Here is a 24,957-nt window from a genome sequence, read left to right on the forward strand (position 1 = left end):
CGGCACGCAGCTCCTCGCCGATCGCCGCGGCTGGCTGCGGGCGCGTGCGTTGCCGGGCAGCGCGGGCTGGTCGGACGCCGACCTGCTGTGCCGCTCGGACGCCACGGCACGGCCGGCAGTACCGGCCGCGAACGGCGACGCACTGACCGCGCTGCTGCTGCGCGTCGACACGGAACCCGTGCGCGACGTACAGGCCGGGCTCCCGCATTGATCGAATCCCTGACTTTCTCTTCCGACCGAACTTCACGATGAATCCGACCCGACGCCACTTCCTCGCGCAAGCAAGCGCCCTCGCCACGATCGCCGCGGCCCCGGCCGCCGTGCGCGCGCAATCGGGCACGCGGCCGCTGCTGCGCGCCGGCGACCAGAAAGGCGGGCTGCGCGCGCTGCTCGAAGCAGCCGGCGAACTGAACGGCCTGCCGTACGACATCGCGTGGACCGAGTTCCCGGCCGCCGCGCCGCTCGCCGAAGCGCTGAACGCGGCCGCCGTCGACTGCGGGCCGATCGGCGATGCGCCGGTGATCTTCGCGCTCGCGTCGGGCGCACGCATCAAGGTGATCGGCGCGAACCGCTCCGACCCGTACGGCACGGCGGTGCTCGTGCGGCCCGATGCCGCGCTGAAAGGGCCGGCCGACCTCAAAGGCAAGCGCATCGGCACCACGCGCGGCTCGATCGGGCATTTCGTCACGCTGAAGGCGCTCGACGCGGCCGGCCTGCCTCCCGACGCCGTCTCGTTCCGCTTCCTGCCGCCGGCCGATACGATGCTTGCGCTCGCAACCGGTTCGATCGATGCGTGGGCGACCTGGGAGCCCTATACCGCACTCGCGGAAACGAGCGGGCGCGCGCGCGTGCTCGTCAGCGGCCGCGGGCTGTGGTCGGGCCTCAGCTACATCGCGGCGACCGACGCGGCGATCGCGTCGAAGCGCGACGTGCTGCACGATTTCCTGCGGCGCGTCGTGCGCGCGCAGGCGTGGTCGTACCGGCATGCCGACGCGTATTCGGCGGCACTCGCGCGCATCATCGGCATTCCGCCGGCAGCCGCGAAGCTGCAGTTCGAGCGCCGCAACACGCGCTGGTTGCCGATCGACGCGACGGTCATCGCCGAACAGCAGCGCACGGCCGACTTCTACCTGAAGGCGGGACTGCTGCGCCAGCCGCTCGACGTGCGTACCACGTTCGACCCCGGCTTCCCGCTCGCATGACCGGCCGCACGACGCAGCGCAGCCGTCCGAACGGCTGCGGCGCGATCTGGCACAATCGCAGTCTCGCCATCCGCCTTCAGCCAGCGTCATGCCAGCCATCGCCGAACTCTTCGTCTATCCGATCAAATCCTGCGCCGGCATCGCGCTGTCGCGCGCGCAGCTGCTCGAAACGGGCCTGGCGTACGACCGCCACTGGCTGATCACCGACCCCGCCGGACAGATGATCACGCAGCGCACGCACCCGCGCCTCGCGCTGATCCGCACCGCACTGAACAACGATGCGCTCGTGCTGAGCGCGCCGGGCATGCGCGAGATCCGCACGCCGCTCGACGGCGACGTCTCGCCCGCCACGCCGAAAATGGCCGCGACCGTGTGGCGCGACACCGTCGATGCGATCGACACGGGCGCCGAAACGGCCGCCTGGCTCACCGAATTCCTCGGCACGCCCGCGAAGCTCGCGCGCTTCGCGCCCGACGCACGCCGCGGCTGCAACCGCAAATGGACCGGCGAGATCGATACGCACACGCAGTTCGCGGACGGCTACCCGCTGCTCGTGATCGGCCAGTCGTCGCTCGACGACCTGAACGCGCGGCTCACCGCCAAGGGCGCACCGGCGATTCCGATGAACCGCTTCCGGCCGAACATCGTGGTGTCGGATCTCGACGCGTACGAAGAGGATTTCGTCGAACATCTCGACACGGAAGGTGCGTCGCCCGTGCGGCTGCGGCTCGTGAAGCCGTGCACGCGCTGCCCGATGCCGACGATCGACCAGGTCACCGGCGCGCCCGATCCCGCGTGGCCGCACGAGCCGACCGACACGATGCAGACCTATCGCGCGAATCCGAACTTCGGCGGCGAGCTGACGTTCGGCATCAACGCGATCGTCGTCGAAGGCGCGGGCGGGTGGCTCGAGGTCGGCCAGTCACTGGAAGCGGAGATCGGGTTCGGCGATTGACGCGCGTACACGGCACCGCGCATCCGATCACATCGTCTTCGTAGCCCGGAAGCGGCCCGAGCGGCTTCCTGCTTCCCACTGCCCTCATCTCGACTCACGACTCGCCATCACGCGGCATGCGCCCCCGCGTCGTTCGCCGCCGGCAACCGGATCGTCACGACCAGCCCCCCGCCGGCCGCATCGGCAAGCGTCACCGTGCCCTGATGCACGCGCGCGATCTCCCGCACAATCGACAGCCCGAGCCCCGTCCCTTCGACCGTCTGCGTCTTGCTGCCGCGATGGAAGCGCTCGAACACCGCGTCGCGCTCGTCCGCCGGCACGCCCGGCCCGTTGTCGATCACGTCGAGCCGCGCGTGCTCCCCGTCGCGCGACACGCGTACCGTAATCACCGCGCGATCGCCCGCATAACGGATCGCGTTGTCGATCAGGTTGCCGATCATCTCGCCGAGCAGGTCGGGCTGCCCGTGCACGTCGATGTCGGCCTCGTGCTCGAAGCCGAGATCGATGTCGCGCGCGCGTGCGACCGGCGACCAGTCGAGCGTCACGCTGCGCGCGAGCCGGTGCAGCGCGACCGGCTGGTGGGCAACAGCGTGGCCGCTGTCCGAATCGAGCCGCGACAGCGACAGCAGTTGCTGGACGATCTTCGCGGCCTGCCGCACCGCGCCGTTCGCGCGCCGCAGGTGCCCGTTCGCGCGCGGCTGCTCGTCGGGCCGCAGCGCGAGCTCGACGCCCGCCTGCACGGCCGCGAGCGGCGTCTTCAGCTGATGGGCCGCGTCCGCGAAGAAGCGGCGCCGCGCGACCTGCATCCGCTGAGTACGGCCGATGTACTGGTTGATCGACTCGACGAGCGGCGCAAGTTCGCTCGGCATCGCGCCGGTATCGAGCGGCGTCGTGTCGTCCTCGCTGCGCGCGGCGACCGTCGCCGACAGCCGGTTCAGCGGCCGCAGCCCGCGCCCGACGCCGAGCCACACGATGCCGAGCGCCAGCACGACCAGCAGCCCTTCCTGCAGCAGCGACCCCACCAGGATCTCGCGCGCGAGCGCCTGGCGCGCCTCGATCGTCTCGCCGACCATCACCCACACGATGCGCGACTGCGCGGTCGGCACGTCGTGCACCGGGATGCGCAGCGCGGCCATCCGCAGCTGTTCGCCGCGATAGACGACGTCGTAGTAGCGCGTGACGAACAGCGCACCGTCGCCCGCGTCGCGCCCGTGCGGCAGCGGCAGGTCCGGGTAGCCGGTGACCGTGTGGCCGTTGTCCTCGCGGATCAGGTAGTAGATCTTGCCGCCGTCGCTCGATTCGAGCATTTCGAGCGCGAGATACGGCAGGTCGACCTCGATCTCGCCGTCATTGAGCCGCACGCCTTCGCGGATCGACTTCAGCGACGACGACAGCGTGCGGTCGAACGCGACGTGCGCGGCGTTCATCGCGCGCTGGTACGTGAGCCACGAGTCGAGCGCGAGCAGGCCGAGCAGCGGCAGCAGCAGCCACAGCGCGACCTGCGTGCGCAGGTTCGGGCGGGGCATCATGCGTTCCGCCGGGCCGCCGCAACGACGCCATGTGCCGCGTCGGAGCGCAGCGCACCGCCGCGGATGGGCGGGGGGCTCATTCCGCCGCCTCCGCCCTCGCCTCCAGCAGATAACCGAGCCCGCGCAGCGTGACGATCGCGACACCCGTGTTCTCGAGCTTCTTGCGCAGCCGGTACACGTAGATCTCGATCGCGTCGGCGTTGACCGACTCGTCGAGCCCGAAAATCTTCTCCGACAGCGTTTCCTTGTTGATCGCACGGCCGTTGCGCAGGATCAGCACCTCGAGCACCGAACGCTCGCGCGGCGTGAGCGACAGCGGCTCGCCCGCGAGATGGAAGCTGCGGTCGATACTGTCGTACGAAAGCGGCCCGCATTCGACCCGCGAATGCTCGTGGCCGAGGCTGCGGCGGATCAGCGCGCGGGCGCGCGCCTCCAGTTCGGTCAGCTCGAACGGCTTCGCGAGATAGTCGTCGGCGCCGAGATCGAGCCCCTTCACGCGATCCTCGACCGACCCGTGCGCGGTCAGGATCAGCACCGGCACCGGATTGCGCCGCGCGCGCAGCCGCCGCAGCACTTCCAGCCCGTCGAGCTTCGGCAGCCCGAGATCGAGGATCACCAGCGCGTAGTCCTGCGTGCGCAGCACGTGGTCGGCCGCCTCGCCGTCCGCCATGTGATCGACAGCGAAGCGCGCCGCGCTCAGCGCGTCGTTCAGCGACTGGGCGAGGTTCGGGTTGTCTTCGACGAGCAGCACACGCATGGGGATTCCGGGAAGGTCAGCGACAGGCCGCTACATTACATGATCCTTTCCGTCGCGACGCCTCGCGGAAACACCGGTTGCGCCGCCGGCGCGCTCGCGCGTCGGCGGGAGCGCCGACCGTCGCCGACCGTCGCCGAACGCTCAGCGCTCAGCGCTCAGCGCTCAGCGCTCGGCGGCGGCGGCACGGCTGCGCGGCGCGAAGCGCGAACCTTCACCTGCGCGCCGCCGCTCGCGCAGGCCGACCACCACCGCCAGGAACGCGACGCTCGCCCCGGCCGTGACGACGATCATCGGGCGCGCGGTGCCGTCCGACAGCCACGCCAGCACGCCGCCGCACGCGGCCGTGATCGCCATCTGGATAAAGAAGAACAGCCCGGACGCCGTCCCGGCGATCGTCGTGTACGGCTGCATCACCGCGAACTGGCAGGCCGGGATCGCGATCCCGACGGCGATCATCACGACGAACATCGGGACGACGAGCGCCGCCACCGCCGTCGGCGCGACCGCTCCGCCGATCCACAACGCGGCGGTGCCGGCCAGATTGACGCCCGCCGCCGCCGCGATGACCGAATCGGCCTTCCAGCGCGTGCCGGTCCGCGCGAACACGTGCGAGCCGATCAGGTAGCCGAGCACGGTCAGGCCGAAGATCGCGGCATACACCGGGCCGGATACGCCTCGCTGCCGCTGGAACAGCGTCGACGATTCCGCGATGAACGGGTAGTACGTGCAGTACGCGAAACTGATCGCGAGCGAGTAGCGCAGGAAACGGCGCTCGCGCAGCAGGCCCGCGTAGGTCCGCACGAGCCCCGCGCCCGGCGCCGGCCGCGCGTCGCGTTCGCGGGTCTCCGGCAGGTAGCGCAGCACCATCGCCGCCGCGACCACCCCGCCCGCCGCCAGCGATCCGAACACGCCGCGCCATCCGAGCCACTCGGCCAGCGCGCTGCCGGCCAGCGGCGCAATCACGGGCGACAGCGCCATGCCGGCCGAGATCCGGCCCAGCATCGTCGCCTGCATCGCGGCCGGGAAGCGCTCGCGCACGATCACCCGCCCGACCACCGTGCCGCAGCAGCCGCCCAATGCCTGGAAGATGCGTGCGGCGACGATCGCCGCGATGCTGGTCGAGCACGCGCAGGCGACGCTCGCGACCACGTAGAGGCACAGGCCGCCGATCAGGACGGGGCGACGGCCGTAACGGTCGGACAACGGCCCCGACACCAGCATCGACAGCGCATAACCGACCATGTAGAGGGTCAGCGTGAGCTGCAACTGGGCGTCGGTGCCGTGCAGCGTGTCCGCCATCGCCGGCAGCGACGGCAGGTACGCATCGATCGTGACGCGCGGCAGGCACACGACGAGCATCAACAGGAACAGCCAGCCCCACTGGGGTAATGAACGCGTTTTCATGCGGTGAGCCCGCCTCCGGTCGGATCGATGTGGTCGGCTGAAATCTAAGGTCAAAGTGATATAAGCTGAAGGGCCATTAAATTCGACATTGACTGGACCACTATGGCGCGAGGCAAAGCCGCGATTCCGCTCGATCTGCCGTGCCCTGCGGGGCTGTCCACGGGCAATCCGCAGTCGAAGCAGGAGTGCATCGCCGACGCGCTGCGCGACGCGATCCTGAAGCGCCTGCTCCCCGGCGACAGCCCGCTGCCGTCCAGCCGCACCCTCGCGGCGCGCTGGGGCGTCGCCCGGGGGACGGTCGAAGCGGCATACGACCGGCTGTGCTCGGAGGGCTACATCGCCCGCGCGCAAGGGTCGGGGTCGCGGGTATGCGCGGTGGTACCGGACAGCTACCTGCGCGCGGCCGCGCAGTCGCGCGGCAACTGCGCGCCCCCTGCCGACGCGCGCCCCGCGCCGGCGCACACGACCGACGCCGCCGAGCCGGAACAAGGCGTGCGTCCGGGCGTCCCGTTCGTCGCGCGGCTTGCCGATCCCGGCCTGCTGCCGATGCAGCAATGGAAGAAGGCGCTCGGGGCCAGCCTGCTTGCCGCGACGGCGAACGACCTCGGGGCGACGCCGGCACAAGGCGTCGAAAGCCTGCGCGACGAAATCGCCGCCTACCTGCGCGAATATCGCGGCATCCCGTGCAGCGCCGGCGACATCTTCATCACGACCGGCATCCGGCATTCGATCGATCTCGTCGCGCGCACGCTGCTCACGCCCGGCTCGACGGTGCTGATGGAGGACCCCGGCTACGCGTCGGCCTGGCAGATCTTCACGATCGCGGGCGCGACCGTGATCGACGTGCCGGTCGATCGGAAAGGCATCGATACCGCGTCGCTGGACCGGCATCCCGATGCGCGCGCGGCCTATGTGACGCCCGCCCACCAGGCGCCGCTCGGCGTCACGATGTCGGTGTCGCGCCGGCTCGAACTGCTCGACTGGGCGCAACGCAACCGCGCGTGGATCGTCGAAGACGACTACGACGGCGAATTCAGCTACCAGACCGCCCCACTGCCCGCGCTGAAATCGCTCGACGCGTGCGATCGCGTGATCTACTGCGGCTCGTTCAACAAGACGCTGTTCTCGGGGCTGCGCATCGGCTTCATGGTCGTGCCGGCGGCACTGCGGCCGGCGCTGTCGGCCGTGTGGCACGCGACCGCGCGCTCGGTCGGCGTGGCGCCCCAGCTGGCGCTGGCCCGCTTCATCGCGCACGGCGATTTTGCGAAGCACCTGCGCGCGGCGCGTCACGCCTACCGCCAGCGGCGCGACATCGTGCTCGATCAGTTGGCGAAACACGCCGGCGGACGGTACGCGGTGTCCGGCGAACACGCGGGCTTTCATTTCGTGCTGTGGCTGCCGCCCGGGATGGACGACGCAACGTATGTCGCGCAAGCCCGGGCGGCGGGCGTCGAGTTGCAGCCGGTCCGCGGATTCTGTCGAAGCGCGCGGCGCGAAGCAGGCGTCGTCGTCGGGTATTCGGCACTGACGGCCGCGCACGCGCGGCATGGCGGCCGGCTGCTCGCGAAGCTGCTCGCGCACCCCGTCTAAGCGCCCCCGCCGTCGTTGCCCCGCCCCGCGGCAACCCGCTTCCCTCCGTTGCCGGATCGTGCCGCGCGCCGCGAAACGGTGGGCCGCCGCCGCATCGACCTCGGGAAATCCATGACACGAACGACGCGATTGTGAACTGAAATGAAAGCGGGCTGAAAGTGCGCCGCAATTAACATCCGCGTCACTCGAACAACACCTAGACGTAACTGGAGGAAGACATGCCGTTTGCACCGAAGCACCTCGCCGCCGCGCTGGCGGTCGTTCTGGGCACTGCCGCCGGCAGCGCCGCCGCGCAGGTTCCGGCCGGGTATCCGGGGAGTTACCAGGGCGTGATCGACGCCGCGAAGAAGGAAGGCAAGCTGATCGTCTACTCGACGACCGACACGGGCCTCGTGCGCCCGCTGATCAAGGACTTCGAAAGCCTGTACGGCGTGAAGGTCGAGTACAACGACATGAACAGCACCGAGCTGTACAACCGCTACATCAGCGAGAACGCTGCGAGCAGCACGAGCGCCGACGTGCTGTGGAGCTCGGCGATGGACCTGCAGGTCAAGCTCGTCAACGACGGCCTGATGGCGTCGTACGATTCGCCGGAAGGCCCGAACGTGCCGCAATGGGCGCAATACCAGAAGCAGGCGTACGGCACGACGTTCGAGCCGCTCGCGATCGTCTACAACAAGCGCCTGATCCCCGAAAACGAAGTGCCGAAAACGCGCACCGACCTGATCAAGCTGCTCGCGTCGCAACCGGACAAGTTCAAGGGCAAGCTCACAACGTACGACGTCGAGAAATCCGGCGTCGGCTTCAATGCGCTGACGCAGGACGCGCACCTGAACGAGAAGGTCACGTGGGAACTCGTGAAGGCCATCGGCAAGACCGGCCCGAAGCTGCAATCGAGCACCGGCGCGATGATGGAGCGCATCTCGTCGGGCGAGAACCTGATCGGCTACAACATCATCGGTTCGTATGCGTACGCGAAGGCGAAGAAGGACAAGTCGATCGGCTACGTATTCCCGAAGGACTACACGCAGATCGTGAGCCGCCTCGCCACCATCTCGAAGAAGGCGAAGAACCCGAACGCCGCCAGGCTGTGGGTGGACTACCTGCTGTCGAAGCGCGGCCAGACCATGATCGCGAACCAGGCGAACCTGTACGCGATCCGCACGGACGTGACCGGCGAGACGTCGGCCGCGAGCCTCACGAAGGAACTCGGCGATTCGCTGAAGCCGATCCAGATCGGCACCGGCCTGCTCGTCTACCTGGACCAGTCGAAGCGGCTCGCGTTCCTGAAGCAATGGCAGCAGGCGATCAAGAGCTGATCCGCTGATCCGCTGATCGGCTCCGGCTGACCCATGGCCGCCCGCCGCACGTCGCGCGGGCGGCCCCTTCCCCTTACCGACTTCCTTGAGGCGGCCATCCGGATGGCCGCAGGGGCGAACTCATGCTTTCAACCAGCACCCGCGGCACGGCACCGGCCGCGCCACCCGCCGCCGGCCCGCGCGACGCCATTCCCGCGCTGCCGGTCAACAGCCTGCAGCCGCTCGCCGGCATGCTGCGCTGGATCGTCGTCGCGGTACTCACCATCGCCGTCGCACTGCCGCTCGGCTTCATCCTGTTCCAGAGCCTGCTGTCCGCGCCGTTCTTCGATGCGAACAAGACGCTCGGCATCGAGGGCTTCCGCTTCGTCTTCAGCGATCCCGACTTCTGGTCGGCCGTGAAGAACTCGTTCATCATCGCCGGCGGGATGCTGTTCATCTCGATCCCGCTCGGCGGCATCCTCGCGTTCCTGATGGTGCGCACCGACCTGCCCGGCCGCCGCTGGCTCGAACCGCTGCTGCTCACGCCCGTGTTCGTGTCGCCGATGGTGCTCGCGTTCGGCTACGTGGTCGCGGCCGGCCCGGTCGGCTTCTATTCGGTGTGGTTCAAGGAGCTGTTCGGGGTGCAGCACGTGCCCTGGAACGTGTATTCGATCTTCGCGATCACGGTGATCGTCGGCCTCACGCACGTGCCGCACGTGTACCTGTATTCGTCGGCCGCGCTGCGCAACCTCGGCTCGGACGTCGAGGAAGCCGCGCGCGTCACGGGCGCCCGCCCGTTCCGCGTCGCGCTCGACGTGAGCCTGCCGATGACGATGCCCGCGCTGCTGTTCGCCGGCGTGCTCGTGTTCTTCCTCGGCTTCGAGGTGTTCGGGCTGCCGCTCGTGCTCGGCGATCCGGAAGGCCACCTCGTGCTCGCGACCTACCTGTACAAGCTCACCAACAAGCTCGGCGTGCCGTCGTATCACCTGATGGCCGCGGTCGCGGTGTGTATCGTCGCGATCACGTTCCCGCTCGTGCTGCTGCAGCGCCGGCTGCTGAAGACGGCGAACCGCTTCGTCACCGTGAAGGGCAAGGCCGGCCGTACGACGGTGCTGCCGCTCGGCGTGTGGCGCTGGGTTGCGCTCGCGATCGTCGTGCTGTGGCTGATGCTGACCGTGATCGTCCCGATCTCGGGCATCGTGCTGCGCGCGTTCGTGACCAACTGGGGCGAAGGCGTCGCGCTCGCCGAGGTACTGACGCTGTCGAACTTCATCGAGCTGTTCGAGCAGGACAACCTCGTGCGCGCGATCGTCAACACGCTCGGCATCGGCGTGATCGGCGGCGCGCTCGCGATCGGCTTCTACTCGCTCGTCGCGTTCGCCGGCCACCGCCGCCCCGACTGGGCGACCAAGCTGCTCGACTACCTCGTGCTGCTGCCGCGCGCGGTGCCCGGCCTGCTCGCCGGTCTCGCGTTCCTGTGGATCTTCCTGTTCGTGCCCGGCCTGCGCGAGCTGAAGAACTCGATGTGGAGCATCTGGATCGCGTACACGGTCGTCTGGCTCGCATACGGGATGCGGCTCATCCAGAGCGCGCTGCTGCAGGTCGGCCCGGAACTCGAGGAAGCCGGCCGCAGCGTCGGCGCGACCCGCAGCCGCGTGTCGCTCGACGTGACGCTGCCGCTCGTGCGCTTCGGCCTGCTCGCCGCGTGGCTGCTGATCTTCATGATCTTCGAGCGCGAATACTCGACGGCCGTCTACCTGCTGTCGCCCGGCACCGAAGTGATCGGCGCGCTGCTCGTGTCGCTGTGGGCGACCGGCGCCGTCGACCAGGTCGCCGCGCTTTCTGTCATCAACATCGCGATGGTCGGCGCCGGTCTCGGCGTGGCCCTGCGCTTCGGAGTGAAACTTCATGGATAAGCTCATCGTCGACGACCTGCATCTCAGCTACGGCGCCAATCCGATCCTCAAGGGCGTGTCGTTCGAACTGAAGGCCGGCGAAGTCGTGTGCCTGCTCGGCGCGTCGGGCAGCGGCAAGACCACGCTGCTGCGCGCGGTGGCCGGCCTCGAACAGCCGTCCGACGGCCGTATCCAGCTCGACGAGCGCGTGTTCTTCGACGGCGCGCAACGCGTCGACCTGCCCGTCGAACAGCGCTCGCTCGGCCTCGTGTTCCAGTCGTACGCGCTGTGGCCGCACCGCACCGTCGCCGACAACGTCGGCTACGGGCTGAAGCTGCGCCGCGTCGCGCCGGCCGAACAGAAGCGCCGCGTGCAGACCGCGCTCGACCAGCTCGGCCTCGGCCATCTCGCGGAACGCTTCCCGCATCAGCTGTCGGGCGGCCAGCAGCAGCGCGTCGCGATCGCGCGCGCGCTCGTCTACAACCCGCCGGTGATCCTGCTCGACGAGCCGCTGTCGAACCTCGACGCGAAGCTGCGCGAGGAAGCGCGCGCGTGGCTGCGCGAGCTGATCGTGTCGCTCGGGCTGTCGGCCCTGTGCGTGACGCACGACCAGACCGAGGCGATGGCGATGTCCGACCGCATCCTGCTGCTGCGCAACGGCCGCATCGAACAGGAAGGCACGCCGGCCGAGCTGTACGGCGCGCCGCGCTCGCTATACACGGCCGAGTTCATGGGAAGCAACAACCGGATCGACGCGCGCGTCGCGGCCGTCGACGGCGAACGCGTGACGCTCGCCGGCGACGGCTGGGAGCTGCAGGCCCTCGCCCGCGACACGTTCGCACCGGGCCAGGACGCGCAGGCCGTGATCCGCCTCGAACGCGTGCAGGTCGCCGACGGCCCGGGCGCGAACCGGCTGCAGGCCGACCTCGTCACGTCGATGTATCTCGGCGATCGCTGGGAATACCTGTTCCATTGCGGCGAGATGCGCCTTCGCGCATTCGGCCACGTGCCGCGCACAGCGGGCAAGCACTGGATCGAATTCCCGACCAACGACTGCTGGGCGTTCGCGAAAGCGGGCTGACCCGCGCGCGGCGGCACGCTCGCCGCCGCGCACGCACACCGCGCACATCTCGTCATGTGATGACATGCGTTCCGGCAGACGCATTCCGGCGTCTGTCGTGCGCTGCTGCGCGCCGCATCCGTTTCACCCCAACCCACAAGAACCAAGGAGACACCGTCAATGAAGTCACGCGCAGAACGTTCGATTCGCACAGTAGTCCTCACGGGATCGGCCGCCGCGGCCTGCATCGCCGCGCCCGCCGCGCACGCGCAGTCGTCGGTCACGATGTACGGGATCATGGATGCCGGCATCGAATACACGAACCACGCGGCGCCGGAGGGCGGCAGCGCGGTCAAGCTGAAGTCGGGCAACAAGAACACGTCGCGCTGGGGCCTGCGCGGCGTCGAGGATCTCGGCGGCGGGCTGAAGGCCGTGTTCCGCCTCGAAAGCGGGATCGACCTCGCGAACGGCGCGCTCGACGACGGCCCCGATTCGATCTTCGCGCGCCGCGCGACGGTCGGCCTGAAAAGCAAATGGGGCGAACTGACGCTCGGCCGCAACTACACCGTCACCTACGACTACATGCTGCCGTTCGACCCGATGGGTTACGCGCAGAACTACTCGTGGGCCTCGGCATCGACGGCGACGGGCGGCCGCAAGGACGGCATGTTCACGCGCTCGTCGAACGCGGTGCGCTACGACGGCGAATTCAGCGGGTTCAAGTTCGGCGCGCTGTACGGCTTCGGCAACGTGCCGGGCAGCGTGAAGACCAGCTCCAAATACGATTTCGCGGTCGGCTACGAGAAAGGCCCGTTCGCCGGGGTGGTCACGTTCGACCGGCAGAACGGCGCGGCCGACAGCGTCACGCCGGCCGATACCGTCAACTACATCCAGGGCATCCACGCGGGCCTGAGCTACGACTTCGGCAATCTGAAGACGATGGCCGGCTATCGCAACTACAAGCGCACGTTCCGCACCACGGCGGCGAACCAGTTGAGCGACACGTACTGGCTCGGCGGCTCGTACCAGTTCACGCCGGCGTTCTCGCTGATCGCGGCCGTCTATCACCAGAACATCAAGGGCGGCAGCGATGCCGACCCGACGCTCGTGTCGTTGCGCGCGAACTACGCGCTGTCGAAGCGCACCGTGCTGTACGCGGCCGGCGCGTTCGCGATCGCGAAGCACGACCAGAAGGTCGGCGTGTCGCGCGATTTCGTGGGCTACGGCACCACGCAGGTCGGCGTCACAGCGGGGATTCAGCAGCGGTTCTGAGCTTGACGATACGGGCGGCGAGCGGTCTTCCAATCGCGCCGCCCGTCTTGTGCGGTTCATCGCGCGCGTGCCGCCCTGCATCGCATCCGCCGCGCGCATCAGCGTGACAACGGGCGATCGGCCAGCTTCCCGCACACGACGACCGCGCCCTCATCCGTAGCCTTTGCCGGTCATTCGCCCCGCAACGTGAACACCAGGCGAACGAGGCTGCTCGTATCGCTCCAGTGCTCGCCAACCGCCGACAGCGGCACCGTGCGCGTGTCGATCGTCAGCCCCGCCGGTCCGGCCGCGTCGAACACACCGCGCACCGACGCCAGCAAGCGCGGCAGCGACACGCTGCCGATGCCGCTGCCCATCAGTTCGATCGCGGTCGCCCGCAGCACCGCCCCTGGCAGCAGCACATCCGCGCCGCCGATCGAGCCGATCTGCACGAAACGCAGCCGGCGGCCCTCGGGCGTCGCCTTCGCGGCGGCCACCAGCAGCGTCTGCGCGCTGGCGCCCCACAGATAATCGAGCACGACGTCCACGCCCGCGCGGAAATGCGGTTCGAACGCGCGCGCCAGATGCGCGTCGTCCTGCTGCAACGACACGACGGCATCCGCGCCGGCATTCAGCAAGGCCTGCAGCGCGGCCGCGTTGCGGCCCGTCGCGATCACCTTCGCGGCGCCGAGATGCTTCGCGATCCGCACTGCCAGCCGCCCCGACGTACCTGTCGCACCGTTGACGAGTACCGTCTCGCCCGCGACGAGCCGCGCGCGTTCGGTCAGCGCCGCCCACGACGACATCCCGGGAATCGCGATCGCCGCCGCCGTGACGTCGTCGAGCGTATCCGGCAGCGGCACGCACCGCGTATCGGGCGCGATCGTGCGTTCGGCCATCGCACCGAACGGCACGGGGGCCCCGAAGAAGTAGACGCGCCGACCGTCGTCGAGACGCCCCACGCCGTCGACACCGACGACGAACGGGTAGCGTCGGTCCGACGAGTAATGCGTGCCGGCCGCGCGCCCCTGGGCGAGCCGGCTCAGCGCGGACGCCGTCACGTCGATCAGGCTGTGGCCCGGCATCGCGTGCGGCGCATCGAACTCCATATGGACGGGGCGCTCGCCGACGCCCGTCACGACTGCTGCTTTCATGCTGGTTCCTTCAATTCTGGAGGGTGGGCCTTTACCGGGCATCGAGCCACGCGCGCAGCGCGGGATCGCGTACTTCCAGCACGTCGAACAGGCCGAGCGCGCGCAATGCAGGCAACGCATCGATCGCGTCGGCCTCCGCGCGCGCCCTGTCGGCCGGCGCGGCGTTCGGATCGGTCAACACACGCGCATTGACCAGAAACGCGCCGACGGTTCCCTTGCGGATCGTCGTTCCGCCGGCATCGACTTGGTTGGCATGGTCGGGAAGCATCTGTTCGGCTCGCATCGCGTCTTACTCCGGTTGTCATCGATGGACGCAGTGTAGACGTGCGAAACCGGCCGATCTCCGGTATAACGGCCATTCGATACCGATATCCGGCCATGTCCGATCCGCTCCTGCCCGCCCGCTTCGTCACGTCCGACGACGGCCCGTTCGTGGTCGCCGCCGCCCTGTCGCAACGCGACCCGCGTATCACCGCACCGCATTCGCATGCGCGCGGCCAGCTCGTCGGCGCGCTGAGCGGGCTCGTGACGATCGGCCTCGACGACCAGGAGTGGGTCGTACCCGCGATCCATGCGATCTGGATTCCGCCGCATTGCCGGCATTCGCTGCGCTCGTTCGGGCCGATTTCGGGCTGGTCGGCGTTCGTCGCCGAAGCCCGCTGCGCGGCGCTGCCGGCCACGCCGCGCGCGATCCGCACGACGCCGCTGCTGCGCGAAGCCGTGCAGCGCGCCGCAAGCTGGGGCGACTCGGAACTGGATGCCGCGCAGGCCCGGATCGCCGACGTGATCCTCGATGAAATTGCGGCATCGGAAGCCGAAGCGCTGGGACTGGTCCGGCCGCGCGACCCGCGGCTCGTGAAGATCACCGATGCGCTGGCCGCGGATCTCGCGGACAACCGTCGGCTGGAGGAATGGGCCGAATGGGCCGGCATCGGCGCGCGGACGATGAGTCGCTGCTTCCTCGCCGAGACGGGGCTGACGTTCGCGCAGTGGCGTCAGCAGGCCAGGCTGCTGCGGGCGCTGGAGCGCATCGCCGACGGCGTGCCGGTGACGGCGATCGCGCTCGATCTCGGGTACGACAACGTGAGCGCGTTCATCGACATGTTCCGGCGTGCGCTGGGGACGACGCCGGGGCGGTATCCGGCCGCTGAACGGCCCGCATCGCCGCCGGACATCTGAGCGGTGGCGCCGTTCCGCCCGATCCGACGGCCTATCGCATGGAACCCTCTTCCGTTGCACCGTCCGTTGAATCTATCCTGAGGTACCGCCCGCCACGATGCGCAGCGATGCGATGCGGATAAGCATTCGATACAACACCTTCATCACGAACAAGCAGCGACATTCCACATGCTCAAAGGCATCACCAACCCGGTTTCGGCCAGCGGCAACGGCTTCACATACGAACATCGTGTTGCGGCCGTCTATGCGTCCGCTCTGGTGTGTGAACAAAGCGCCCAAGCTCTCGAAGGCAGAATCGTCAAGCGCGTGGCGCTACAACGCAAAGCTAGCGGCGAGCCAATGGACGACGTCATCGTCGACGCCCAGGCACCGAATTCCGATGTCTATAGATTGAGCCTGCAGGTCAAGCGAACCCTGACGATCAGTAGCGCGGCGAGCAATGTAGAGTTCAGAGCAGTCATCGAGGCCGCTTTTGCAACCGTGACGTCTTCCACGTTCGACCGCCGATTGCACCGCGTCGGCGTCATCGTGGGCCAGTTCACGTCCGCCGAGGCGCTGCCTGCCTTCGTCGCACTGTGCGGCGAGGCGGCCCATCAGGACGCGTCGTCTTTCACACACACCTATGGTACGAGTGGTGGCGTTCGAATCGTTACCAACGAGGTCAAGCGCAAACAATACGACGCGATCGCGGCAATCGTGGCGCCACTGGTAGCATCTGGTCATGTCGCAGAAGAGGTCCATCGCCTGCTGTCATGCTTCGTCCCGCTCGAAATGAAGCTCGGATATCCGGGCGCGGCCGACGAATCAAAGGCCGAACAGATGATTCGAAACTATCTGCCCGACGCCGAAAAGGCACGTGCTCATTCGTTCTGGATGCACATGCTCGACATCGTCGACCTAGGCGCATCGCTTAGAGCCGAGCTGGATCGACAGAAGATCGTCGACCGTTTGAACGGCCAGTTCACGATCCCGCCGGCCGAAGGCCCGCGCCCGGCTCCTGCCGCTTCCCTGTCTTCTGATCAAAGGCGCGCGCGCAAGCTTCTGGCGGTTTGCGGTGCATTCGCACTTCTGTCGACCGCACTCGGCGTCTGGACAACTTCGCGAGATAGGGAAACTGCCACGGAAGCACAGACGTCGGTTCCCGTGCCCGGTCGCAACGTGCTCGAGCGACAAATCAACCTTGCGAAACTGATCGGCGCGACTGCTACGGACGCCAGCGACGAGTTCGTGGTTGCCATTCCGTTCAGCCGCCCAGCGTTATCGCGCGGATCGCGGTCGCTGGAAGGCATGAATGACGTGTATCTATCCAATGCATCCCTGCTTCGTCCGGCCAAGCAGGACATCGTCTTTGGCGCCGGCAGATGCCGGATGCACGGAATGGTCGATTGGCCGGATCGAGCCGTCTTGCAGGGCGAGGCGACGATCGATGGGATTGCTTGTACGCTGGAAAATGGCGATTCTTATATCCTCGAGCACGACGGTGCCGCGCCGATCGGGTTCATGACGGAAATCGGAACGCCGTCCAGCCGGACGCTGTCCCTGATCGAAGACGACAAATCTGTCACGCTTCCTGTCAACCACCGCTATATGGTCCGATTCCTCTCTCCGATTCAAGCCCTTCGGTTCACTGACAAGTCGTCCATCTCCTGGTGAGCGTCCGTCGGCCGTTTCGTCGGCTTCGTGCCGCGCCCTCGCCAGCAACGGGGAGCGCGGCAGCGCATACACGCAATGCTTGAGCCGAACTCGACCGCCGGTCCCGCTCGCTCAGTACACGCCCCCTCCGCGCTTCTCGGCCTGACCAGCCTCCCCCTTGAACCGCGCCGCCAGCCGCTCGGCGCTGCGCGCGAGCAGCGTCGCATCGACGCCGACCGCCACGAACGTCGCGCCCGCCTCCAGATAACGCTTCGCCGCTCGCTCGTCGGCGCTGAGAATGCCCGGCGCCTTGCCGGCCGCCTTGATCGCGCGAATCGCGCCGTCGATCGCGGCCTGCACATCGGGATGCCCGGGATGGCCGAGATGCCCGAGATCGGCGGCCAGATCGGCCGGGCCAATGAACACGCCATCGACGCCGTCGACCCGCGCAATCGCATCGATCGCATCGAGCCCCGCGCGCGTCTCGACCTGCACGAGCACGGCCATCTCGTCGTTCGCGCGATGCAGGTACTCGCCGACGCGATTCCACCTCGACGCGCGCGCGAGCGCACTGCCGACGCCGCGCATCCCGTGCGGCGGGTAACGCGTCGCGGCCACCGCCGCGCGCGCTTCGTCCGCACTCTGCACCATCGGCACGAGCAGCGTCTGCGCGCCGAGATCGAGCACCTGCTTGACGATCACCGGATCGTTCCACGGCACGCGCACGACCGGATGCGACGGATACGGCGCGATCGCCTGCAGTTGCGCGAGGATCGTCGGCACCGTGTTCGGCGCATGCTCGCCGTCGATCAGCAGCCAGTCGAAACCGGCGCCCGCGACCACTTCGGCGCTATACGGATTCGCGAGGCCGAGCCACAGGCCGACCTGCGCGTCGCCGCGTGCGAGCGCGGCCTTGAAGACATTCGACGGAATCTGCATCGTTCGCTCATCTCACTCGAAGTAGCACTGGATCGTCCCGAGCGGGCCGTAGTCGACGCTGAACGTATCGCCCGAACGCGCCGCGCAAGGTCGCGTAAACGACCCGCCGAGCACGATCTGCCCCGGTTCCAGCGCGACGTCGAAACGCGACAGCCGATTCGCGAGCCACGCGACGCCGTTCGCCGGATGGTTCAGCACGCCGGCGGCGACACCGGTTTCCTCGACCACGCCGTTGCGCGACATGATCGCCGCGACCCAGCGCAAATCGACGTCCTGCGGGCGCACCGGCCGGCCGCCGATCACGACGCCCGCGTTCGCCGCGTTGTCGGCGATCGTGTCGAACACCTTGCGCGGCCGTTTCGTATCGGGGTCGATCGACTGGCTGCGCGCGTCGATGATCTCGAGCGCCGGCACGACGTAATCGACCGCGTCGTACACGTCGAAGATCGTGCAGTTCGGCCCGGTGAGCCGCTTGCCGAGCACGAACGCGAGTTCGACTTCCACACGCGGCACGATGAAGCGGCCGGTCGGGATCGTGCCGCCGTCTTCGAAGAACATGTCGTCGAGGAGCGCGCCGTAGTCGGGTTCGTCGATCTGCGACGTGTTCTGCATCGCCTTCGACGTGAGGCCGATCTTGTGCCCCTTCAGCGTGCGGCCTTCCGCGAGCTTGAGGGTCACCCACGCGCGCTGGATCGCATACGCGTCGTCGATCGTGATGTCGGGATGATCGAGCGAGATCTGGCGGATCTGCGTGCGCGCGCGTTCGGCGTCGTGCAGACGGTGCGCGAGCTGGTCGATGAGGGCGGGTTCGAGCATGGTCGGATCGGGAATGGGGTTCAGCCGGCCCGCTTGTAGCGGGCGTGGATATTGTTGTGCTTGTACGAGCCGCTTTCGCTGAACTCGGTCAGCTCCATCGACAGCGCGAGGTAGCGTTTCGCGTACAGCTCGGCGAAATGCGTCTTGATCGCGTCGAATAGCGCGTCGCACGCGGCCTTCTTCGTTTCGTCGCTGCGGCCCGCGCCGATCTTCAGCGTCACATGGACGAACGCGTCGTCCTCCGTGCCGTCGGCGACGCAGTAGTCGTGCAGCTCGATCGCGCGCGAACGGATGCCGCCGGTCGGGAACACGCCGCCCTGCGCGATCAGCGTCGCGTTGATCGTGCGCAGCAGCGCGGGAATGCGGGCGTCGTCGCGGATGTTCGCGGTGTATTCGACGACGATGTGTGGCATGGCAACGCTCCGGATAGGTGAATGCAACGCTCAGGCGAGCGGGAAGATCGCGTTGATCTGCCCGGTGCCCGAGCTCGCGAAATAGTCGGTAACGATCTCGACCGGCCGGTCGTAACGATCCCAGCCGAGCAGCCCGAGCAGCATCGCCGTGTCGTGCATGCCGCCTTCGCCGTGACAATGCACGTTGTATTCGGGCAGCATCGCGCAGAAGGTCTTGAAATCGCCCTGCTTCCACAGCTCGACCACGCGCAGGTCGACCTGCCGGAAGAATTCGCGGCTGATCTGGTGGATCGATTCCTCGGGGCTGCCGTTGTCGTTGAAGCGGTGCGACAGCGAGCCGCTCGCGAGGAACGCGACGTTCGAATCGCTCTTCTCGATCGCCTCGAGCAGCGCCTCGCCGAAGCGCCGGCTTTCGTCGAGTTGATGCCACATGCACCAGCCGGCGATCGACACGACCTTGAAGTGCTGGTCGCCGTTCATGTAGCGCATCGGCACGAGCGTGCCGTATTCGAGTTCGAGGCTGTCGATCTCGTGCGCACGCGTCGCGACGCCGCGCTCGGTGGCCGTTTCCGCGATCAGCCGGCCGAGCGCCGGGTTGCCCGGATACGCGTACTGCATGTCGCGGATGAAATGCGGCAGCTCGTTGCTCGTATAGGTGCCCGCGAACCTTGCATTGCAGTTCACGTGATAGCCCGCGTTGACGAGCCAGTGCACGTCCGACACGACGATCGTGTCGACGCCGAGCGCGCGGCAGCGCTCGCCGATCAGCTGGTGGCCGCGGATCGCCGCTTCACGGCAGCCGTGGTGCTTGCCGGGCAGTTCCGACAGGTACATCGACGGCACGTGCGTGATTTTCGCGGCGAGGGACAGTTTGCCCATCGTTCAAGTCTCCTGTCGACCGGAGTTAGCGCTTTAGCGGTTACTCCGGTCCCATGCTTGGCCGGCGTGCCGGCCAAGGAATCATTCGTTCTTGCGGCGACACCACCCGCAACGGTCACACGCCCCAGCGAGGAATGTGATGCGAACCCATCGAGATGCACACGTTCTTGATCTCCGCGAACACCTCGAAACTGTACTCGCCACCCTCGCGCCCGGTGCCCGATTCCTTCACGCCGCCGAACGGCTGGCGCAGGTCGCGCACGTTCTGGCTGTTCACGAACACCATGCCGGCCTCGATGCCGCGCGCGAGCCGATGCACCTTGCCGACGTCCTGCGTCCAGATGTACGACGCGAGGCCGTACGCCGTATCGTTCGCGAGCCGCAGCCCTGCGTCTTCGTCGTCGAACGGGATGATGCACGCGACCGGCCCGAAGATCTCTTCCTGCGCGATGCGCATCCGGTTGTCGACGTCGGCGAACACGGTCGGCCGCACGAAGTTGCCGTTGCGCAGATGGTCGGGCAGCCCGGCCGGCTTGTCCGCGCCGCCCGCAACCACGCGCGCGCCTTCCTGCTCGCCGATGCGGATATAGCCCGTCACCTTTTCCCAGTGCTGGCGCGTGATCATCGCGCCGAGGTTCGTGGCCGGATCGGACGGATCGCCGACCACCAGGTTGTTCGCGCGGCGCGCGAATTCCTGCACGAAGCGGTCGTAGATCGTGCGCTGCACGAAGATCCGCGAGCCGGCCGTGCAGCGTTCGCCGTTGATCGAGAAGATCGTGAACAGCGACGCGTCAAGCGCGCGGTCGAAATCGGCGTCGTCGAAGATCAGCACCGGCGACTTGCCGCCGAGTTCCATCGAATACTTCTTCAGGCCCGCACGCTCCATGATCCGCTTGCCGGTCACCGTACCGCCGGTGAACGACACCGCACGCACGTCCGGATGGCGCACCAGCGCGTCGCCTGCTGTCGCGCCGTAACCCTGCACGACGTTGAGCACGCCCGGCGGGATGCCGGCTTCGAGCGCGAGGCGGCCGAGCTGGTCGGCCGTCAGCGGCGACAGCTCCGACATCTTCAGCACGGCCGTGTTACCGAGCGCGAGGCACGGCGCCGTCTTCCACGTCGCGGTCATGAACGGCACGTTCCACGGCGACACCAGCGCGCACACGCCGACCGGCTGGTACAGCGTGTAGTTCAGCATCTGGTCGTCGACCGGATAGGTGCGGCCGTTCATCTGCACGCACACTTCCGCGAAGAAGTTGAAATTCTCGGACGCGCGCGGAATCAGCTGCTTGCTCGTCTGTGCGATCGGCAGGCCGGTGTCCTGCGTCTCCAGCGCCGCGAGCATCGGCACGTTCTTCTCGATCAGCTCGCCGAGCTTGCGCATCAGCTTCGCGCGCTCCTTGGCGGGCGTGTTCGCCCATTTCGGGAAGGCTTCCTTCGCGGCGCGCACGGCCGCATCGACTTCGGCCTCGCCGCCCGATGCGACGTCGGTGATGACTTCCCCCGTCGCGGGATTCAGCGTCGTGAACGTCTCGCGGCTCTCGACTTCGCGGCCGTCGATCCAGTGCTTGATGGTCATGCTCTCTCCTTGGGCGACGGGCTCAGCCGGCGCGATAGTAGTCTGCTTCGCCGACGATCGTGTTCACGAGCCGGCCGATCCCTTCGATCTCGGTCACGACCTCGTCGCCCGGCTTCGTGTCCGCCAGCCCCTCGGGCGTACCGGTCAGGATCAGGTCGCCCGGCGAGAGCGTCATGAAGCCGCTGATGTGCTCGATCAACGCCGGCACGTCGAAGATCATGTCGCGCGTGCTGCCGCGCTGCGTCTCCCGGCCGTTCACCGTCGTGCGCAGCGTCAGGTCGCCCGCATCGCCGATCTCGTCGCGGCTGACGAACCACGGCCCGAGCGGCGTGCAGGTGTCGCGGTTCTTCACGCGCAGGTTCGGACGGTAGTAGTTCTCGAGATAGTCGCGGATCGCGTAGTCGTTCGCGACCGTGTAGCCGGCCACGTAGTCGAGCGCCTGCGCGCGGCTCACGTTGCGCGCGGGCCGGCCGATCACGACGGCCAGCTCGCACTCGTAATGCATGTGGGTGGCGTCCGCCGGGCGCACGGTGCGCGACCGGTGGCCGATGAACGTGTTCGGCCCCTTCAGGAAGATCAGCGGTTCGCTCGGCGCCTTGAACGCGAGCTCCTTCGCATGGTCGGCGTAGTTGAGGCCGAGCGCGAACGTGGTGCGCGGCGCGACGGGCGGCAGCCACGCAACCGCGTCCTCGGCAACGACCCGCCCCGTATCGAGACGGATCGCGCCGTCGCCGGCCGGTTCGGCCGCATGCAATGCACCGTTGTAGATCACGCGTGCCGTCTTCATCGTGTTTCCTCCGCGATCAGCGTGTGCCTCAACGTGCCGATGCCGGCGGCGGCGATCTCGATCGTGCTGCCCGCGCGGGCGCGCGGTGCGCCGCCCGCGACGCCGAGCAGCAACACATCGCCCGCGTCGAACGACATGAAGGCCGTCACGTCGGCGATCAGTTCGCGCACGGAGCGGATCAGCGTGGCCGTCGAGACGGACACGGCCACCTCGCCATCGATCCGCACGGTCAGGCCGATCGTGTCGACATTGCCAAGCGCGGCGGCCGGCACGATGGCCGGGCCCATCGGGCAGAACCCGTCGCGGCACTTGAAGCGCACGGCCGGACGGTAGTAGTCGGGATGGGGTACCGACACGTCGCTGGCGAGCGTGAAGCCGTGAAGGTAGTCGAGCGCCCGCGCGGCCGGCACGCGCGTCGCGCGCCGGGCGAACACGACGGCCACCGACGCGCCGATCTCCAGGGAGTCGACGCCGGCCGGCACGACGACGGTCGCGCCGTCGGCCGCAAGCGTGTTGGCGGGCTTGATGTACAGGATCGGCGCCTGCGGCGGGCGGCCATAAGGCGGTGCGTTCACGGCGTCGCCGAGCGCGTCGAGCGCCGCACGCTCGTTGAGCAGCGCACCGTAGACGGTACCGATGGCGACCGGCAACGGCGGCGCCGCGGCGGTCATGCAAGACAGCTCCATGCGTCATTCCCCTGCCGCGCGTCGCGGCGCATCGTTAATACTTAACATCTTAAGTAAACAATCGAACGCTGGCAACCTCGATTACCCTGATACGCGAAATTCACCCCTTTCGGCTGTTAAGATTGATGCGTCCCCGTCCACTGCTCACCCCGATGAACCGTACGCTCGACCATCGCAACCTGGCCATGCTGCTGCTCGAGGCCCGCGAAACGCTGATGGGTCTGTTCCGCCCCATTCTCAAGGAATTCGCGCTGACCGAACAGCAATGGCGGATCATCCGCGTGCTCGACGGCGAACCGGCGCAAGCGCTCGAAGCGGGACAGATCGCGCGGCGCTGCTGCATCCTGAGCCCGAGCCTCACGGGCGTGCTGGAACGGATGGAGCGCGACGGCCTGATCACGCGCACGCGCGCGCAGGAAGATCAGCGCCGGCTGCTGGTGAGCCTGACGCCGCAAAGCAGGAAACTGGTCACGGAAATCGGCCCGCGGATCGACGAGCAGTACCGGCAGCTCGAATCGCGGTTCGGCGAGGACGGCCTCGAAGACATCTATCGCGCGCTCGACCGGCTCATCGAGCTCGGCGGCAACACGTGATGACGGCCCCCGTTCCCGCCAGCCGCGGGAACGGGGGCTGGTGCGGCGCGGGCGGTCAGTGCACCGCGCCGCGCATCAGCTCGGTCACGGCCACGCCGCGCGACGTGCGCATGCATTCCTCGACGTAATCGATGAACGGCAGCGGCTCGAAATCGATTTCGTCGCGCACGCGACGGTTGTCGAACACGCGATCGACCGTCGCGAATTCCCCGCAGCGCTGCAACGCCCGGCCGATCACGCGCTCGAGTGCCGGATCGGTTCGTCCGAGCACGTCGCGCACCACGAGCGGCAATTCGGCCGGCGCACACGCCGCGTAGCGCGGTGCGCCGGTCATCCCCGCCGCCTCGTCCATCGCGCGCACGATCTGCGCGACCTGCGGCGCCTCGTCGCCGGCCGACACGTGATACAGGTCGTGTGCGAGTGTCGGCTTGACGGCCAGCAGCATCGTCGCGCGCGCCACGTCGTCGACCGACACGATATCGATGCGCGTCATCGGTCGCGCGGTGAAGCGGCGTGCGGCATGCGCCAGCCGGAACATCCAGAACGAATTCGGCGCGGGCCGCGTACCGAGTACCGTGTGGCCGACCACATGCGACGGCCGCACCACGACGAGCGGCAGCCCCAGCGCTCGCAGGCGCTGCTCGGTCTCCGCCTTCGCATGCAGGTAGTCCGCGGCGAGCACCGCGCCCGGCAGGCCTTCTTCGTCGCGCGCGACGTCGTTCGCCGCGTCGCCCGCCGCCTCCTCCTGCACGATCCCGCCACGGCCCGCATGCGCGTAGGCCGTGCCGACGTAGACGAAGCGCAGCAGGCGCGGCGCCCGTGCAAAACGCTCGGCGAAGCGCACCGCATCGGCGATGTCGGCCCGCAGGTGCGCGCCGTCGGCCGGCGACGCATGGCCGGCGCAGTGAATCACGTGCGTCGCGGCGGCGAGGCGCGGTGCGTCGGCGCCCTGCCACACGTCGCCGAGCGCACCGACGATCACGTTCGCGTCGGTCAGGCGCGACGCCCAGTACGGCGCCAGCCCCGCGCGCAGCGCCGCTTCGCGCAGTCGCGCGACGGCATGGCCGCGATCCTGCGCGCGCACGACGCAGACGATGCGGTCGAGCAGCCCCGCATTGACGAGCGCCGTCAGGACGGTACTGCCGATGAAGCCGGTTGCGCCGGTCAGCACCAGCCGCCCGACGTTCGCCGCCGCGACCGGTGCGCTGGCCGGCGACACGAGGCTCGTCCGCCAGTTGAGCGACAACGCGGTTTTCCAGATCAGCACGATAGTCTCCTTCGAAGAATCGGCCGGGCGGCGCGGCGCCCGCGGTTGCGGGCTGCGCACGGCTCACCGGCCGGGCCGGGGCCTGACGCGCG

23 protein-coding genes and 1 pseudogene are annotated in these 24,957 nt (G+C 68.2%); 11 read left to right on the top strand and 13 right to left on the bottom strand.

All coding sequences use genetic code 11. The features are described from left to right. From DPV74_RS23315 to DPV74_RS23325, 3 genes and pseudogenes are all read left to right on the top strand, one after another. Positions 1-211 (top strand): annotated as a pseudogene (locus DPV74_RS23315) (cytochrome c); the annotation flags it as partial. Positions 212-248: 37 nt separating this feature from the next. Continuing rightward, the gene (locus DPV74_RS23320; RefSeq protein WP_059683342.1) at positions 249-1,202 is read left to right on the top strand and encodes an ABC transporter substrate-binding protein; all 954 of its coding nucleotides are present in this window, start codon (positions 249-251) and stop codon (positions 1,200-1,202) included. Between the two features lie 88 nt (positions 1,203-1,290). Beyond that, positions 1,291-2,157: an MOSC domain-containing protein gene (locus DPV74_RS23325; RefSeq protein ID WP_119338023.1), complete on the top strand. Its 867-nt coding sequence runs from the start codon at positions 1,291-1,293 to the stop codon at positions 2,155-2,157. Between the two features lie 107 nt (positions 2,158-2,264). Here DPV74_RS23325 and DPV74_RS23330 read toward each other — a convergent pair whose 3' ends face one another. The 3 genes from DPV74_RS23330 to DPV74_RS23340 all read right to left on the bottom strand — a co-directional run bounded on the left by DPV74_RS23330 (position 2,265) and on the right by DPV74_RS23340 (position 5,847). Continuing rightward, positions 2,265-3,683, bottom strand: a complete 1,419-nt coding sequence (locus tag DPV74_RS23330; protein WP_060315286.1) for a sensor histidine kinase — start codon at positions 3,681-3,683, stop codon at positions 2,265-2,267. Positions 3,684-3,762: 79 nt separating this feature from the next. Then, entirely contained in the window at positions 3,763-4,443 is a 681-nt protein-coding gene (locus tag DPV74_RS23335) for a response regulator (RefSeq protein WP_027791446.1), read from the bottom strand. A 162-nt stretch (positions 4,444-4,605) separates the two neighbouring features. Continuing rightward, positions 4,606-5,847: a multidrug effflux MFS transporter gene (locus tag DPV74_RS23340; protein WP_119338024.1), complete on the bottom strand. Its 1,242-nt coding sequence runs from the start codon at positions 5,845-5,847 to the stop codon at positions 4,606-4,608. A 102-nt stretch (positions 5,848-5,949) separates the two neighbouring features. Between DPV74_RS23340 and DPV74_RS23345 the strand changes: the two genes are divergently transcribed. The 5 genes from DPV74_RS23345 (at position 5,950) to DPV74_RS23365 (ending at position 12,962) form a co-directional block, all read left to right on the top strand. After that, a complete protein-coding gene (locus DPV74_RS23345; protein ID WP_119338025.1) occupies positions 5,950-7,437 on the top strand; it encodes a PLP-dependent aminotransferase family protein in 1,488 nt (495 codons plus the stop codon). Between the two features lie 218 nt (positions 7,438-7,655). Continuing rightward, entirely contained in the window at positions 7,656-8,756 is a 1,101-nt protein-coding gene (locus DPV74_RS23350; RefSeq protein ID WP_027791443.1) for an ABC transporter substrate-binding protein, read from the top strand. A 122-nt stretch (positions 8,757-8,878) separates the two neighbouring features. Next, positions 8,879-10,651, top strand: a complete 1,773-nt coding sequence (locus DPV74_RS23355) for an iron ABC transporter permease (RefSeq protein WP_119338026.1) — start codon at positions 8,879-8,881, stop codon at positions 10,649-10,651. Beyond that, positions 10,644-11,711 (top strand): ABC transporter ATP-binding protein, encoded by a 1,068-nt coding sequence (locus DPV74_RS23360; RefSeq protein ID WP_060085174.1) that lies wholly within the window; start codon positions 10,644-10,646, stop codon positions 11,709-11,711. The genes DPV74_RS23355 and DPV74_RS23360 overlap by 8 nt, the downstream gene beginning before the upstream one ends. A 159-nt stretch (positions 11,712-11,870) precedes the next feature. Beyond that, entirely contained in the window at positions 11,871-12,962 is a 1,092-nt protein-coding gene (locus DPV74_RS23365; RefSeq protein ID WP_034196044.1) for a porin, read from the top strand. 170 nt (positions 12,963-13,132) lie between these two features. On the opposite strand, the gene DPV74_RS23370 is transcribed toward DPV74_RS23365, so the two are convergent. Next, positions 13,133-14,095, bottom strand: coding sequence for a zinc-binding alcohol dehydrogenase family protein (locus DPV74_RS23370; RefSeq protein ID WP_119338027.1), 963 nt, complete (start codon positions 14,093-14,095; stop codon positions 13,133-13,135). A 31-nt stretch (positions 14,096-14,126) separates the two neighbouring features. Beyond that, entirely contained in the window at positions 14,127-14,378 is a 252-nt protein-coding gene (locus DPV74_RS23375; RefSeq protein WP_060085171.1) for a hypothetical protein, read from the bottom strand. 95 nt (positions 14,379-14,473) lie between these two features. On the opposite strand from DPV74_RS23375, the gene DPV74_RS23380 reads away from it, so the two are divergent. After that, positions 14,474-15,274, top strand: coding sequence for a helix-turn-helix domain-containing protein (locus tag DPV74_RS23380; protein WP_119338028.1), 801 nt, complete (start codon positions 14,474-14,476; stop codon positions 15,272-15,274). A 168-nt stretch (positions 15,275-15,442) separates the two neighbouring features. Then, positions 15,443-16,927: a hypothetical protein gene (locus DPV74_RS23385; RefSeq protein ID WP_119338029.1), complete on the top strand. Its 1,485-nt coding sequence runs from the start codon at positions 15,443-15,445 to the stop codon at positions 16,925-16,927. Between the two features lie 111 nt (positions 16,928-17,038). Here the strand turns inward: DPV74_RS23385 and hpaI are convergent, their stop codons facing one another. The 7 genes from hpaI to DPV74_RS23420 all read right to left on the bottom strand — a co-directional run bounded on the left by hpaI (position 17,039) and on the right by DPV74_RS23420 (position 23,005). Beyond that, positions 17,039-17,845 (bottom strand): 4-hydroxy-2-oxoheptanedioate aldolase, encoded by an 807-nt coding sequence (hpaI, locus tag DPV74_RS23390; protein WP_060085168.1) that lies wholly within the window; start codon positions 17,843-17,845, stop codon positions 17,039-17,041. Positions 17,846-17,857: 12 nt separating this feature from the next. Next, a complete protein-coding gene (hpaH, locus tag DPV74_RS23395; protein WP_069231044.1) occupies positions 17,858-18,661 on the bottom strand; it encodes a 2-oxo-hept-4-ene-1,7-dioate hydratase in 804 nt (267 codons plus the stop codon). A gap of 20 nt (positions 18,662-18,681) precedes the next feature. Further along, the gene (locus DPV74_RS23400; RefSeq protein ID WP_119338030.1) at positions 18,682-19,074 is read right to left on the bottom strand and encodes a 5-carboxymethyl-2-hydroxymuconate Delta-isomerase; all 393 of its coding nucleotides are present in this window, start codon (positions 19,072-19,074) and stop codon (positions 18,682-18,684) included. Between the two features lie 30 nt (positions 19,075-19,104). Next, the gene (hpaD, locus tag DPV74_RS23405) at positions 19,105-19,953 is read right to left on the bottom strand and encodes a 3,4-dihydroxyphenylacetate 2,3-dioxygenase (protein ID WP_119338031.1); all 849 of its coding nucleotides are present in this window, start codon (positions 19,951-19,953) and stop codon (positions 19,105-19,107) included. 115 nt (positions 19,954-20,068) lie between these two features. After that, entirely contained in the window at positions 20,069-21,532 is a 1,464-nt protein-coding gene (gene hpaE, locus DPV74_RS23410) for a 5-carboxymethyl-2-hydroxymuconate semialdehyde dehydrogenase (protein WP_119338032.1), read from the bottom strand. A 22-nt stretch (positions 21,533-21,554) separates the two neighbouring features. Then, positions 21,555-22,319 carry a fumarylacetoacetate hydrolase family protein gene (locus tag DPV74_RS23415; protein WP_059591296.1) on the bottom strand — a complete coding sequence of 255 codons (765 nt, stop codon included), beginning with the start codon at positions 22,317-22,319 and terminating at the stop codon, positions 21,555-21,557. Then, a complete protein-coding gene (locus DPV74_RS23420) occupies positions 22,316-23,005 on the bottom strand; it encodes a fumarylacetoacetate hydrolase family protein (RefSeq protein ID WP_119338033.1) in 690 nt (229 codons plus the stop codon). Before DPV74_RS23420 ends, DPV74_RS23415 begins: the two co-directional genes overlap by 4 nt. A gap of 152 nt (positions 23,006-23,157) precedes the next feature. Between DPV74_RS23420 and hpaR the strand changes: the two genes are divergently transcribed. Beyond that, positions 23,158-23,598 carry a homoprotocatechuate degradation operon regulator HpaR gene (hpaR, locus tag DPV74_RS23425; protein WP_021164054.1) on the top strand — a complete coding sequence of 147 codons (441 nt, stop codon included), beginning with the start codon at positions 23,158-23,160 and terminating at the stop codon, positions 23,596-23,598. 55 nt (positions 23,599-23,653) lie between these two features. Here the strand turns inward: hpaR and DPV74_RS23430 are convergent, their stop codons facing one another. After that, a complete protein-coding gene (locus DPV74_RS23430) occupies positions 23,654-24,865 on the bottom strand; it encodes an SDR family oxidoreductase (protein WP_021164053.1) in 1,212 nt (403 codons plus the stop codon). Between the last annotated feature and the right edge of the window lie 92 nt (positions 24,866-24,957).

Source organism: Burkholderia sp. HAN2018, assembly GCF_024704855.1.
Taxonomy (GTDB): domain Bacteria; phylum Pseudomonadota; class Gammaproteobacteria; order Burkholderiales; family Burkholderiaceae; genus Burkholderia; species Burkholderia cepacia.

Bases quoted from the DNA above. Each gene is read 5' to 3' on its own strand.
- DPV74_RS23320 (WP_059683342.1), top strand. From the start codon at position 249: ATGAATCCGACCCGACGCCACTTCCTCGCGCAAGCAAGCGCCCTCGCC.
- DPV74_RS23325 (WP_119338023.1), top strand. From the start codon at position 1,291: ATGCCAGCCATCGCCGAACTCTTCGTCTATCCGATCAAATCCTGCGCC.
- DPV74_RS23330 (WP_060315286.1), bottom strand. From the start codon at position 3,683: ATGCCCCGCCCGAACCTGCGCACGCAGGTCGCGCTGTGGCTGCTGCTG.
- DPV74_RS23335 (WP_027791446.1), bottom strand. From the start codon at position 4,443: ATGCGTGTGCTGCTCGTCGAAGACAACCCGAACCTCGCCCAGTCGCTG.
- DPV74_RS23340 (WP_119338024.1), bottom strand. From the start codon at position 5,847: ATGAAAACGCGTTCATTACCCCAGTGGGGCTGGCTGTTCCTGTTGATG.
- DPV74_RS23345 (WP_119338025.1), top strand. From the start codon at position 5,950: ATGGCGCGAGGCAAAGCCGCGATTCCGCTCGATCTGCCGTGCCCTGCG.
- DPV74_RS23350 (WP_027791443.1), top strand. From the start codon at position 7,656: ATGCCGTTTGCACCGAAGCACCTCGCCGCCGCGCTGGCGGTCGTTCTG.
- DPV74_RS23355 (WP_119338026.1), top strand. From the start codon at position 8,879: ATGCTTTCAACCAGCACCCGCGGCACGGCACCGGCCGCGCCACCCGCC.
- DPV74_RS23360 (WP_060085174.1), top strand. From the start codon at position 10,644: ATGGATAAGCTCATCGTCGACGACCTGCATCTCAGCTACGGCGCCAAT.
- DPV74_RS23365 (WP_034196044.1), top strand. From the start codon at position 11,871: ATGAAGTCACGCGCAGAACGTTCGATTCGCACAGTAGTCCTCACGGGA.
- DPV74_RS23370 (WP_119338027.1), bottom strand. From the start codon at position 14,095: ATGAAAGCAGCAGTCGTGACGGGCGTCGGCGAGCGCCCCGTCCATATG.
- DPV74_RS23375 (WP_060085171.1), bottom strand. From the start codon at position 14,378: ATGCGAGCCGAACAGATGCTTCCCGACCATGCCAACCAAGTCGATGCC.
- DPV74_RS23380 (WP_119338028.1), top strand. From the start codon at position 14,474: ATGTCCGATCCGCTCCTGCCCGCCCGCTTCGTCACGTCCGACGACGGC.
- DPV74_RS23385 (WP_119338029.1), top strand. From the start codon at position 15,443: ATGCTCAAAGGCATCACCAACCCGGTTTCGGCCAGCGGCAACGGCTTC.
- hpaI (WP_060085168.1), bottom strand. From the start codon at position 17,845: ATGCAGATTCCGTCGAATGTCTTCAAGGCCGCGCTCGCACGCGGCGAC.
- hpaH (WP_069231044.1), bottom strand. From the start codon at position 18,661: ATGCTCGAACCCGCCCTCATCGACCAGCTCGCGCACCGTCTGCACGAC.
- DPV74_RS23400 (WP_119338030.1), bottom strand. From the start codon at position 19,074: ATGCCACACATCGTCGTCGAATACACCGCGAACATCCGCGACGACGCC.
- hpaD (WP_119338031.1), bottom strand. From the start codon at position 19,953: ATGGGCAAACTGTCCCTCGCCGCGAAAATCACGCACGTGCCGTCGATG.
- hpaE (WP_119338032.1), bottom strand. From the start codon at position 21,532: ATGACCATCAAGCACTGGATCGACGGCCGCGAAGTCGAGAGCCGCGAG.
- DPV74_RS23415 (WP_059591296.1), bottom strand. From the start codon at position 22,319: ATGAAGACGGCACGCGTGATCTACAACGGTGCATTGCATGCGGCCGAA.
- DPV74_RS23420 (WP_119338033.1), bottom strand. From the start codon at position 23,005: ATGGAGCTGTCTTGCATGACCGCCGCGGCGCCGCCGTTGCCGGTCGCC.
- hpaR (WP_021164054.1), top strand. From the start codon at position 23,158: ATGAACCGTACGCTCGACCATCGCAACCTGGCCATGCTGCTGCTCGAG.